The organism is Ereboglobus sp. PH5-10 (assembly GCF_029504735.1).
GTDB lineage: Bacteria > Verrucomicrobiota > Verrucomicrobiia > Opitutales > Opitutaceae > Ereboglobus.
The window spans coordinates 82,112-94,920 of sequence record NZ_JAQFIP010000006.1; the positions used below are offsets into that span (position 1 = coordinate 82,112).

General features: G+C 55.5%; 10 protein-coding genes. 5 read left to right on the top strand and 5 right to left on the bottom strand.

Features of this window, described 5'->3' with window-relative positions; translation table 11 throughout:
- The first annotated feature begins 58 nt into the window (after positions 1–58).
- Both M2447_RS06805 and rfaD read left to right on the top strand, forming a co-directional pair.
- Positions 59–2,140, top strand: a complete 2,082-nt coding sequence (locus tag M2447_RS06805; RefSeq protein ID WP_277557937.1) for a carbon starvation CstA family protein — start codon at positions 59–61, stop codon at positions 2,138–2,140.
- Between the two features lie 181 nt (positions 2,141–2,321).
- Entirely contained in the window at positions 2,322–3,320 is a 999-nt protein-coding gene (gene rfaD / locus M2447_RS06810; protein ID WP_277557938.1) for an ADP-glyceromanno-heptose 6-epimerase, read from the top strand.
- A 203-nt stretch (positions 3,321–3,523) separates the two neighbouring features.
- Here the strand turns inward: rfaD and M2447_RS06815 are convergent, their stop codons facing one another.
- Positions 3,524–3,946 carry a hypothetical protein gene (locus M2447_RS06815; RefSeq protein ID WP_277510303.1) on the bottom strand — a complete coding sequence of 141 codons (423 nt, stop codon included), beginning with the start codon at positions 3,944–3,946 and terminating at the stop codon, positions 3,524–3,526.
- 310 nt (positions 3,947–4,256) lie between these two features.
- On the bottom strand, positions 4,257–4,595 hold the full coding sequence (locus tag M2447_RS06820; protein WP_161554732.1) for an RDD family protein: 339 nt from the start codon (positions 4,593–4,595) through the stop codon (positions 4,257–4,259).
- Positions 4,596–4,800: 205 nt separating this feature from the next.
- On the opposite strand from M2447_RS06820, the gene M2447_RS06825 reads away from it, so the two are divergent.
- On the top strand, positions 4,801–6,360 hold the full coding sequence (locus tag M2447_RS06825) for an alpha-N-arabinofuranosidase (RefSeq protein ID WP_277557939.1): 1,560 nt from the start codon (positions 4,801–4,803) through the stop codon (positions 6,358–6,360).
- Positions 6,361–6,858: 498 nt separating this feature from the next.
- On the opposite strand, the gene M2447_RS06830 is transcribed toward M2447_RS06825, so the two are convergent.
- Positions 6,859–8,712 (bottom strand): DNA topoisomerase IV subunit B, encoded by a 1,854-nt coding sequence (locus M2447_RS06830; RefSeq protein ID WP_277557940.1) that lies wholly within the window; start codon positions 8,710–8,712, stop codon positions 6,859–6,861.
- 241 nt (positions 8,713–8,953) lie between these two features.
- Between M2447_RS06830 and radC the strand changes: the two genes are divergently transcribed.
- Together radC and M2447_RS06840 are read left to right on the top strand one after the other, a co-directional pair.
- Positions 8,954–9,682, top strand: coding sequence for a DNA repair protein RadC (radC, locus tag M2447_RS06835; RefSeq protein WP_277557941.1), 729 nt, complete (start codon positions 8,954–8,956; stop codon positions 9,680–9,682).
- A gap of 194 nt (positions 9,683–9,876) precedes the next feature.
- On the top strand, positions 9,877–10,974 hold the full coding sequence (locus M2447_RS06840; protein WP_277557942.1) for a hypothetical protein: 1,098 nt from the start codon (positions 9,877–9,879) through the stop codon (positions 10,972–10,974).
- Between the two features lie 17 nt (positions 10,975–10,991).
- On the opposite strand, the gene M2447_RS06845 is transcribed toward M2447_RS06840, so the two are convergent.
- Complete coding sequence (locus M2447_RS06845; RefSeq protein WP_277557943.1) at positions 10,992–11,891, bottom strand: DNA adenine methylase; 900 nt, start codon at positions 11,889–11,891, stop codon at positions 10,992–10,994.
- Positions 11,892–11,896: 5 nt separating this feature from the next.
- Positions 11,897–12,781, bottom strand: a complete 885-nt coding sequence (locus tag M2447_RS06850) for a NotI family restriction endonuclease (protein WP_277557944.1) — start codon at positions 12,779–12,781, stop codon at positions 11,897–11,899.
- Positions 12,782–12,809 lie beyond the last annotated feature (28 nt).

Here is a 12,809-nt window from a genome sequence, read left to right on the forward strand (position 1 = left end):
AGACATTATTGTTGACCATCCGGTTTCGATGGCGGTTGTTTTTGCGCTGTTTTTCCCCATGAACAATACACCCGCGCAATCGAAGACAAAGACTGGTCGTCCCCGTTTATCACCGCTGGCAATCCTGGCTTGGGCCGTTGTGGCCGTGCTGCTGGGAATCTCGGCAAGCATCATCGCGCTGGCGCGCGGCGAGCCGATCAACGCCATTTGGATCGTGATCGCGTCGGTGTGCGTGTTCGCTCTGGCGTATCGTTTTCACTCGTCGTGGCTGATGGCAAAGGTGCTGACGCTCGACGACATGCGCGCCACGCCCGCAGTCGCAAAGGGCGACGGGCACGATTTTGTGCGCACGCACAAGTGGGTGGTGTTCGGTCACCACTTCGCGGCGATCGCCGGGCCGGGTCCGCTGGTGGGGCCGGTGCTCGCGGCGCAATTCGGTTATCTGCCGGGACTGTTGTGGATTCTGGTCGGCGCGACGCTCGGCGGCGCGGTGCACGATTCGCTTATTTTGTTTTGCTCAATTCGGCGCGGCGGAAAATCGCTCGGGCAAATGGTGCGCGACGAGGTCGGCACGTTCGCGGGCGTGGTGGCGTTGATCAGCACGGTGGCGATTTTGATCATAATCATCGCGGTGCTTTCGCTCGTCGTGGTGAAGGCGCTCGCGGAAAGTCCGTGGGGCTTGTTCACGATTCTGGCGACGATTCCGATCGCGATGGTCATGGGCGTGGGACTGAAGTCCGGCAAGGTGCACGTGGGCGCGGTGAGCGTGTTCGGCGTGGTGATGCTGATCCTGTCGGTGTTTGCCGGAAAATGGATTCAGGGCACCGCGCTCGAGGGCTGGCTGACGCTTGGCGGCGTGCCGCTGGCGTGGGGAATCATGGGTTACGGTTTGCTGGCGAGCGTGCTGCCGGTGTGGCTGCTGCTGGCGCCGCGCGATTACCTGAGCACGTTCATGAAGATCGGCGCGGTGGCGATGCTGGGCGTGGCAATTGTGTTTCTCGCGCCGACGCTGCACATGCCCGCGCTGACCAAGTTCACCGACGGCACGGGGCCGGTGTTCGCGGGCAAGGTGTTTCCGTTTTGTTTTATCACGATCGCGTGCGCGGCGATCTCGGGTTTTCACGCGCTGATCTCGTCGGGCACGACGCCCAAGCTGCTCGCGCGCGAAAGGGACATCCGCGTGGTGGGCTACGGCGCGATGATCACCGAAATGCTCGTCGGCGTGATGGCGCTGGTCGCGGCATGCGCGATGCAGCCGGGCGAATATTTTTCAATTAACATGACCGGCACCGCCGCCGAGGTGACGTCCAAGGTGACCGAGCTCGGCTTCCCCGTGAGCGAGGAGCAGATGGCGAAACTCGCGTCGGATGTCGGCGAAAAAACGATGATCGGACGCGCGGGCGGCGCGCCGACGTTTGCCGTGGGCATGGCGCGGATTTTCTCGAACGTGTTCAAGGACCCCACGGCGATGTCGCTGTGGTATCACTTCGCGATCATGTTCGAGGCGCTGTTCATATTAACGACGATCGATGCGGGCACGCGTGTGGGGCGGTTTCTTGTGCAGGATTTGCTCGGCTCGGTGTGGAAGCCGCTCGGCAACACAAAATCCTCCGCGGCGAACTGGGCCGCGAGCGTGTTGTTTGTGGCGGCGTGGGGATGGTTTTTATATCAGGGCGTGGTCGATCCGCACGGCGGCATCAACTCGCTCTGGCCGATCTTCGGCGTGGCCAACCAGTTGCTCGCCGTGATCTCGCTTTCGCTCGGCGCGACGGTGCTCATCAAGATGGGGCGCGCGCGTTACGTGTGGGTGGCGTTCCTGCCGCTGGCTTGGCTGCTGTCGGTGACAATGACGGCGGGCTGGCAAAAGATTTTCGCCGCCGATCCGCGCCTCGGCTTCCTGAGCGCGGCGCGCGGGTTGAATGAAAAAATCGCCGCGGGCCTCGGTTCGCCCGAGCAGGTCGCGGTCTGGAAACATCTCGTTTTTAACAACTACGTGAACACGGGCGTGACGGCGATTTTCATGGTGCTCGTGCTGCTCATCGTCGGCGCCAGCGCGCGCTGCTGGTGGCTCATGCTGGTGAAGGGGCAAAAGCTGCCGCTGCATGAGGACTCGCGCGTCGAGGTGGCGGCGGAAGGGTGAGACGCTTTCGCCGGAGTGTTTGTTTGCGCATGAGACGCTGATTGCGAAAGAGCGTCTCATGACAAAACGAATTGCGCGGACGCCTTGGCAAGCGGCTTGAAATTCGGCGGGACGAAGACTCAGGGAGTGTTTTTCAAAAAAAACGTGCAGCCGGTGCGCCAACCGCTATGTTGCCGACATCATGGCAAATAGCAACGGACGCATTCTTGTCACCGGCGGCGCCGGATTTATCGGCAGCGCGCTCATCTGGGCGCTCAACAAACGCGGCTTCACCGACATCGTCGTCACCGACATTCTCGGCCAGGAGGAGAAGTGGAGGAACCTCGTCCCGTTGAAATTCAGCGACTATATTGAGGCGGATGTATTCAGAAAAAAGATACACGAGACGCCGTCCGTGCTTGGGAAATTCGCCACCGTGTTTCACCTCGGCGCGTGCTCGGCCACGACCGAGAAAAACGCATCCTACCTTGTGGACAACAATTACGAGACGACCAAGGAACTCGCCGGCTGGGCGCTGGCGCAGCAGGCGCGTTTCATCTATGCGTCGTCCGCGGCCACCTACGGCGACGGCGCGCGGGGCATGGATGATAAAAATGACAACATTTCCGAACTGCGCCCGCTCAACATGTATGGTTATTCGAAACACATGTTCGATCTCTACGCGCAACGGCACGGTCTGCTCGATCGCATCGTGGGCGTGAAGTATTTTAATGTTTTTGGCCCCAACGAAGACCATAAGGGCGAGATGCGCAGCCTTGTGAACAAGGCCTACCAGCAAATCCTCTCGACCGGCCGGGTGCAGCTTTTCAAGAGCCACAAACCCGAATACAAGGACGGCGAGCAGATGCGCGATTTCCTCTATGTGAAAGACGCCGTCGAAATGACGATTCACTTCGCCGAAACCGCGACCGGCGGCGGCGGTCTTTACAACCTCGGCTCCGGCGAGGCAAACACATGGCTCACGCTTACGAATGCGATTTTCTCCGCGCTCGGAAAGAATCCCAAGATTGACTTTATCGACATGCCGGAAGTCCTGCGCGGCAAATACCAGTATTACACCTGCGCCGACATTTCGAAACTGCGCGCCAGCGGTTACGAAAAACCGCTCACACCGCTTTCAGAGAGCGTGCGCGACTACGTGCAAAACTACCTGGTGGCCGGCAAAAAGCTGGGAGAGTGAAGATCCTCGGGGTAAGCAGCGAGGCATTGTAAGGGCGGGCTCCGGCCTGTCTGTGCGCAATCGGAGTCCGTTCGTTTTTCAAACCGGACGACACAGAGGTCGTCCCTCCATCACGAAACATGCTTCGAGATATTGAACTTGTTTTAAATAAAAAAAGGGGCGTCGTTTGCGACGCCCCTGCCCTTGCGCGTGAAACTTGCGCCTTAGATAAAGTGGAGGACGATATAGATGATACCGGTGATGATCGCCGCGATGCCGAGCTTGCCTTGGTAAGGAGCGACTTTTGCCAGCATTTCCTGACCCTTTGCCTGGGCCTCAGGACTCTTGGAAATCGCGTGTTTGGCGACCAAGTTGTATCCCATGATAAAACCAAGACCGATTTCAACGATGGATATGGCAAGGAAAATAACCCATGTTATAATCCCCCAAGTGCCGCTGCTAAGCAGACTTAGCGAACGAATTACGCGGTAAAGCGTCCAAATGCCCCAAATGAGGGCGACAACGCCGATCCAGCCCATGTAGGGGGCGACTTTGTCAAAGAGTTCCTTGGCGTTTGGCTTTTTGGCCAACACGAGCGAAGGGATTGCCAGCAGGCCAAGTATGATAATTACGATTCCGTATAGCATGATTTTGTTGTAGTGTAGTTTGCGTTGAGGGTTGTGGAAAACGATTGATGACTTATTGAAACGCAAATGCGGTTTCATCTGCCAGATCGCTCACACTTCTGTGAAGAAGATGGTCAAAAATGTGTTAAACCATTTACATTAAGCCAACCCAAAATTCATGGAAACGGCGGCGATATTTCCACATCCGTCAGCGGTAAACAGAGCGGAGAGGGTAATAATTTTGGATAGGTTCATCCTTCGGATACAAACCCGACGGGCATAAAAAAACCGCCTGTTTCCAGGCGGTTTTGATTTAAAATGCTGTGGTGTGTTATTCGACTGACACAACCTTGGTCTTGGCCCACTCGTCACCGAGGCGCAGACCGGTTTCCTTGTTCTTGATAAGAACGCAGTAGAGCTCAACCAAGCCGAAGAACGGGATGAGCAACACAACCTGGCGGATGGCGCAGGGACCCCATTGACCGGCCATCGACTGACCGTCAGCCGTAACACACTTGATTTTCATCAACTTACGGCCCACGCTTTGGCCGCCGAGAAACGGAAGCGCGTCCTTCGTGAAAAAGTAAATCAGACCGACGATCGGTATGCAGATAATAACGCCATCGATAATGTAAGCTATGAGTCGGTTAACAAATGTTGCAGGTTTCATATAGTAGGTGTGGTGGATAAGTCCGCATATAAATGCAACATGACCCTTTGATGGCAAGGATGTTTATTTGCATTTAGAAACATTGCCCGGCCGCACCCGAGGCCCGTGAACTCAAGTTTTACCGTCAACTGCGCGTCTGGTTGCGTATGCGCGCCACCGAGGGGATGCCTTTTGCGAAACGCACGACCCAAACTCCTCACTTCCCATGAAAACACGAACCCGCATCGCATTCGCATGTTTGCTGATGGCGTCCGCGCTCGCCGCCCAGACTCCTTCGCAAACCGCCACTGTCATCATTCGCGCCGACCAGCCCGGCCCGGTTATCAATCGCAACATCTACGGACACTTCGCCGAGCACTTGGGACGTTGCATTTATGAGGGCATTTGGGTTGGCGAGGATTCATCCATCCCGAACACGCGCGGCATTCGCAACGACGTCGCCGCCGCACTGCGCGAACTCAACATCCCGGTGCTGCGCTGGCCGGGCGGATGTTTTGCCGACGAATATCACTGGAAGGACGGCATAGGCCCGCGCGAAAAACGCCCCGCGATGATCAACACGCACTGGGGCGGGGTTGTGGAAAACAACCACTTCGGCACGCACGAATTCATGGACCTGTGCGAGCAAATCGGCGCCGCCCCCTATGTGTGCGGCAATGTCGGCAGCGGCACCGTGCAAGAAATGATGGAATGGGTCGAATACATGACTTCCGACGCCGATTCACCAATGGCAAACCTCCGCCGCGCCAACGGCCGCGCCAAACCGTGGAAACTCCCCTACTTCGGCGTGGGCAACGAAAGCTGGGGTTGCGGCGGCAACATGACGCCGGAATTTTATGCCGACCAATACAAACGCTACAACACATTCGTCAAAAACTACCCCGGCAGCAAAATCTATCGCATCGCCTGCGGCGCGAACGGCGGCGATTTCAACTGGACGGAAGTGCTCATGAAAAACGCAAGCCGCCGCATGAACGGCCTCTCGCTGCACTACTACACGCTCCCCACCGGCAATTGGAAAACGAAAGGCTCCGCCACCGATTTCGACGAGGCCGGCTACATCGCCACGCTCGTTAACACGCTCAAAATGGACAGTCTCATAGCGAAGCACGCCGCGATCATGGACAAATATGATCCGCAAAAACGCATCGGCATGATCATCGACGAATGGGGCATCTGGACGGATGTCGAGCCGGGCACCGAGCCGGGTTTCCTTTACCAGCAAAACTCGATGCGCGACGCGATCATCGCCGCGCTCAACTTCAATATTTTCCACGCCTACGCGGACCGCGTTGCGATGACGAACATCGCTCAAACGATCAACGTGCTCCAGGCCATGATTCTCACGGACAAGGGAAAAATGATCCTCACGCCGACCTACCACGTCTTCAACATGTATAAAGCGCACCAAGGAGCAACCTCGCTGCCCCTCGCGCTTTCGACTCCGAATTACGAGCACGGAGGCAAGACAATCCCCACGGTCAGCGCCACCGCCTCGCGCGCCAAAGACGGCAAAATCCACATCAGCCTCGTGAACACAAATCCGAGCGCCCCCGCAACCGTGCGCTGTGAAATCGCAGGCCTCGAAAAACAGCCTAAAGTTATATCGGGGCAATTGCTGACCGCGCCTGCCATCAATAGCGTGAACACCTTCGACTCGCCGCGAGTTGTGGAGCCGAAGGCGTTTTCCGATGCAAAAATCGCGGACGGAACATTGACAATCACCCTGCCCGCAAAAGCCATCGTGACGCTGGTTGTGGAGTAAAGGCCGGTTTTACCAAGGACAGCTCGATGCCCCGCGACAACAGCTTTGTCGCGGGGTGTTTTTTGTAAAAATCATGTCGAATGCATTTTTTTAAAAAAAAGGTATTGACGAAATGTGCACGAGGGCTTTTTTTCCTAATCAAGATTTTTCATTTCTCCCGCATAGCGGGAGTTTTGGGGTAACTAAGAAAGCAAATGGCCGGTCGCTTAGGGGTAGGCGACCGGCCAACTTTTTTTCAAGTTTTGTTTCCTTCGGGAAAAATCACGAGCGCGCTTCGTGCTCAAAACCAAATGCGCAAAAGCCGTTTGCTGGCACTTTGTTGCGCTTATTTTTATCCCGCTCGCGAATGGGATTTTTTACCTTTTAGGTGTCGCCAATGGTAGGGCGAACCGTCCCGGTGAGCCGCAACATTCCCGGCTCACCGGGACGGTTCGCCCTACCAAAAGGCGTTTCATAAACCGAAACAGCTCTAAAGGCCAAAATGGCGCACAAACGCTATCACACCTCGATGAGGTCTTTTTCAGTGCGGAGGTTTTTGATGATGAACTCCTGGCGTTCGGGAGTGTTTTTGCCCATGAAAAAGCTCAAAAGCTGATCGCTGTTGTGGACGTGCTCGAGCGTGACTTTTTCGAGGCGGATGTCCTCGCCAATGAAATCCTTGAACTCGCCGGCTGAGATTTCACCGAGGCCTTTGAAGCGTGTGGTTTCGGCGGTCTGGCCGAGTTTTTTCAGGGCGCTTTGTTTTTCGGCTTCGTTGTAACAGTAAATGGTTTCCTTTTTGTTGCGCACGCGGAAGAGCGGAGTTTCGAGGAAGAAGACGTGGCCGTTGGTGATCAACTCCGGGAAAAATTGGAGGAAAAAGCTGAGGATGAGCAGGCGGATATGCATGCCGTCCACGTCGGCGTCGGTCGCGACGATGATTTTGTTGTAGCGGAGGCTGTCGAGGCCGTCCTCGATATTGAGGGCGCTTTGGAGGAGGTGAAACTCCTCGTTTTCGTAGATGATCTTTTTGGTGAGGCCGTAGGTGTTGAGGGGTTTGCCGCGGAGGGCGAAGACGGCCTGCGTCTGCACGTTGCGGCAGGAGGTGAGGGAGCCGGCGGCGGAATCGCCCTCGACGATGAAGAGTGAACTGTCCTCGGCGCGCTTGTCCTTGCTGTCGAGGTGCACGCGGCAGTCGCGGAGTTTTTTGTTGTGAAGGGAGGCTTTTTTGGCGCGTTCGCGGGCGATGTTGCGGATGCCGGCGAGTTCCTTGCGCTCGCGTTCGCTGTCCTCGATTTTGCGCTTGATGGCGTCGGCCGCCTCGGGGTTGCGGTGCAGGTAGTTGTCGAGGTGTTGCTGGAGAAAACTGGTGACAAAATTCCGGATGGTGGGGGCGTTTTTCTCGGGGGAGGTGGTGACCGATCCGAGCTTGGTTTTGGTTTGCGACTCGAAGATGGGTTCCATCACGCGAACAGAAACGGCGGCGACGATGGACTGGCGAATGTCGGCGGCCTCGTAGTCCTTCTTGAAGAAGTTGCGGACAGTGGTGACGACGCCCTCCTTGAAGGCGGTGAGGTGCGTGCCGCCCATGGTAGTTTGCTGGCCGTTGACAAAGGAGTAATATTCCTCGCCGTAGTGGGCGCCGTGGGTCATGGCGATTTCGATGTCCTCGCCTTCGAGGTGAATCATGGGGTAAAGCGGCTCGCCGGTGAGCTTTTTGGCAAGCAAGTCCTTGAGGCCGTTTTCGGAGCGGAAATTTTTACCGTTAAAGCTGAGGGTGAGGCCGCGGTTGAGGTAGGCGTAGTTCCAGAGCATTTCCTCTATGAACTCGGAGCGGAAGCGGAAGTCCTTACCGAAAAGAGCCTCGTCGGGCGTGAACTCGACAAGCGTGCCGTTGCGTTCGCCGGGCGGGGTGCTAACGACCTTGCCGTCCTTTTTGAGTTTGCCCTGGTAGAATTCGACGAGGCGCGACTTGCCGTCGCGGATGGCCTGGGCGCGGTATTCGAGGGAGAGCGCGTTGACGGCTTTTTGGCCGACACCGTTGAGGCCGATGGCCTTCTTGAAGGTTTCGGAGTCGTATTTCGCGCCGGTGTTGATAATGGAGACGCACTCGACGAGTTTGCCGAGGGGAATGCCGCGTCCGTAATCGCGCACGTAGATGGAACGGTCGGCGAGGTGAATTTCGACGCGCTTGCCGAAGCCCATCGTGAATTCGTCGATGGCGTTGTCGATGGTTTCCTTGATGAGCACGTAGATGCCGTCGTCGGGATGGGAGCCGTTGCCGAGGCGCCCGATATACATGCCGGGGCGCAGGCGGATGTGCTCGAGGGCGGAGAGTGTCTTGATGGATTTTTCGTCGTAAGTGGCGGACATGTGCGAAAAAGAGAAGAAGTGTGAGTGGTGAAGTGTGAAAAATAGCGCGTTTGGCGTCGGGCGGGTTGCCGCCCGGACGGAAAAACGAAAACAAATAATCGTTCGGCTGAGAGCCCGCGGGGCAAGATGTTTTGCACAAATCCACCAGAATTGCCTTTGCGAACCGCGGCGGCGCGCCGCTGGTTTTCGGTTGCCACGACGCAGGTTGGGCGTGATTTGTTCTGCGAACCCCGTTTTACCCTTGGACAATGCAAAACCAGCCATGAATGCGCAGAGTCGTTTGAAGGAATTGGCGGCGACTGAGCGGCCACAGGAACGGTTGCAACGGCTGGGAGCGGGGGCGTTGAGCGATGTGGAGTTGCTGGCGATGCTGTTGCGGAGCGGAACGCGCGGGCATGATGTGCTGACACTCGCCGGGGCGTTGTTGCGCGAGGCGGGATCGCTGGGGGCGTTGATTGGCTGGAGGGAAAACGATTTCAAGAAACTGAAGGGAATCGGGCGCGTGAAGGCGTTGCAGTTGTTAACGGTAATGGAAGTGGCGCGACGGGTGCTGGCGCAGCAAAACGGCGCGGCTCCGGTATTCGACAAGGGTGATGGGGTGGCGGCATATATGAGGCCGTTTTGCGCGGGGGCGGAGGTGGAGAAGTTTTGGATTTTGTGTCTGAACCGAAAAAACCGGCTGCTAAAACTGGTGGAGCTTTCATCGGGGACGGCGACGCAGGCGCTAGCGGGAACGCGCGAGATTTTTCGCGAGGCGTTGCGCGAGGGCGCGGTGGGTATCATTTGCGTGCACAATCATCCGAGCGGCGACCCGATGCCGAGCGCGCAGGATATCCAGACGACGCGGCAGATTCGCGAGGGTGCGAGGGTGCTTGGCGTGGATTTGGTTGACCACGTAATCGTGGGCGAGGCGGCAAACGACCCTGCCGGCGCGGGATGGTATTCGTTCAAGATGGCGGGGCTGCTGTGACTGCGTGAAAGCTCGTTGCAATCAATGCTGCAATTGGCGCCGGCTCGCGACTCATTTTGCCTCGTCGCGTCTGATCCGGTCGTGGTTATGGCATCATATTCCTTCGCACTTCGCATGCTTGCGCGGGTCTCAAGCTTTCCCAACTCTTCAAGCCGGTTTCGGTTCTCAACTTTTTCCCAACAGTTTTTCAACGAATGATTTTGCCGCGTTTTTTTTCCACATTCGCACTCACCTTTTTTCTCGCGGGTGTTTTTTCGGGATGCGCCACCCGCGCCGAGCTGCCGCCCGGGATTGCCGCGCCCAAGGGAGCGGATGCGCCACCACCCGCGCAATTCGTTCCCGTGCCGGTCAAACCCAAGCAACACCCGCAACTCGACACCGAAAAAGCCGATCGTGAATTGCGCGAAATCGTTGCCGCGCAAAATACTATTTTCGCCGAGGCCGAGGCGGCGGGCGCCAATTTTGACCGCGACAGTTTCCGCTCAAAATTGCAGCAACTCACCCATCGCTACGACAAGTTGCTCCGCATGAACCCCAATTACGTGCCGGGCTGCGTCGCCTACGGGCTCCTGCTGGACAAAATCGGCATGAGCCGCGAAGGAGCCGCGTTCATGTATAAGGCCAACGAACTCGACGACAAAATCCCCGTCGTGAAAAACCAGCTCGGCAATTTCTGCGCCGAGGAGGGCCGCCCGCTCGAAGCCTACATATTCTACAACGCCGCCATAGCGCTCGCCCCGCAAGAACCGCTTTATTATTATCAGCTCGGCACGCTGCTCGCCGAGGCGCGCGATATTTTTCTGAAGGAACAACCCGAAATGTGGTCGCGCTCGACAATCGACCAGGCCATGCAAGCCGCCTTCCTGCAAGCCACCGAGCTCACCCCCGGCGACTGGCGATACGCCTACCGTTACGGCCTTTCGTTTTACGACCTCCAAACCGGCGAATGGGAGGCCGCGTTGCAATTCTGGGAAGTCTTCGAGACAAAACTCAAACCCGGCATCGAGCAACAAGTCTGCCGTATCCACCAGGCAAAAGCCCTCGGCCAGCTCCGCCGTCTCAAGGACGCGCAAACCAAACTCGACACCGTGACCGCCGATGAACTTTTAACGCAAAAAATGTCGGCCGTGCTGGAAATCGACGCCCTGCGCAAAAAAGGCGTCGCCGACCAAAGCGAGCCGGCGAAGGCGGATGCGCAAAAAAGCGGGGCAAACGGCGAACAAAACAAAAAGACCGCGCCTGTTGATAAGCAAAGCGAAATACCGCAAGCGCCCAAAAATAATGACGACTAGCAAACCGAGGCACCGGTTTATATTAACCAGCTCATATCTTTGCTTATAGCCAATTCGCTCATTTCAGCATGATGCGTATTTTTCATGGCAATTTGCCTGTGTTGAAATCCATGCTGGTTAGCCAGCGTCACCACCTCTTCGGCATTGTCGTATGTTAACACGAAAGAACCCTGAAGACCGCCGCATATTGAAAATAATTTTTCATGATCTATTTTCCAATATGTATATAATCGTGATCCGGCGCTTTTGCTTCCCGGAATCGAATAGGGTGGATCTATAAAAAACAATGCCTTTTGGTTCTTGTATTTATTGAATACACTGAACGCATCGTCATGCAGGAATTTGATGCGATGTCTAATCAAGTGTATCTGCTGAATTCGCCTGGCAAGTGTTTGCGGATACCAGCGACTTGATACACCCTTTCCGTTTTCTCCATGCTTAAGCAACCCCGAACCGGATGCGAGTATGCCTCCGTGAACCGTGCGATTTTTTATTATGGTTTGAAATGCGACATCCCGTGTTTCCTTGTAATGGTCCTCTAGAACGCGCCTTGCGTTTTCCAGCGTCATCTCGAACCTAATTATGCGATTTATTAACCAGTCGGCGTCATCCGACAGAATTGTCTGCCATACAGCCGCAACTTGCGCGTCCAGCTCAACCATCACTACTTCGTCACACAGTGACTCCGCCGCCGCTGTCAGGCTGATAATCCCTCCTCCGGCAAACGGTTCCACCAGCAATTTGGGTCTCGCTGGCTGGGATTGAATCCATTGACGGAATCTGGGCACAAACCAAGTTTTGCCACCAGGATAGCGAAACGGACTCAACTGAGGCACGCTGGCAACATTTATTGGTTTGGGTCGGGGCGTCGAATCCTCGATTATATCCAATGATAATTGTTTAGTAACAGAAACCATGGCGTCTATCCGGACAGTTTAACCTGCAATGTTTCGGTTGTGGGCGGAGTTTCCAGTTTCTCATCAAGTTTGTTTTGGAGTTTTTTAAGAAAATCCCCCACATTGCCCGCCCTTGAGCGTGTGATTTTATTCAAGGCCGGGGCAAATTGCGTATACACAATTTCATCCAAAACCATTTTGTAGCGACCTGACTGCAATTTGAAATCATATATGAACCAGGCCATCTCGGCTTTCTTTTTGGGCACTCTTTCCAGTGTTGGAAGCGTTGCAAAAAAATGTCGATCCAACGCAACGGCGGTCTTCTTGTTCCACGCATTAAGAATTCCGCCTTTATATATTAGCTGGGGAGCAAGCCTTTTTCTAGAACTCGAAAGAAAGTCGGGATTGGGATAATTCTCCTGTTTTAGCCAATTCATTGACGCACGTTTGGGGCAATCCTGCATATAATATTCAAATGGGTTGCGCACATTACCTGAAATATAAACTGCCTGAACCTCCAGTGCGCCAAAATCGTATATTTTTCCATTGTCGTCGTAAGCAACAATTACAACGTCGATATTGCCGGCACTCCTGCCGTCCTCATCCTGAAGGCGTATCTCCGTCAAGGTTGTCCATTTTGCCTTGGTGTCGAAAAAGAATTCGGCGGCATCGGTGGCGATCAACCAATCCTCGCGAAACCTCACTGGGCATGTGCTGACTATGTTTGCGCCGTCATATACTGAACAGACGCCGAGAGGATTCTTGGCCTTATCCTTGGTGCAGTTTGGCACCTTGTTGTAGAAAGGGCACAGTTTTGTCCTACGGGCACGAATCGCCTCCGGGCTTTGGTTATTGATCGGATATCCAAAAACCTCGGCAAGGGGCTGATTAAGATTCGGCTTGAGTGGCATGGTCTCAAGTAATCCAGCCCAAGGGATA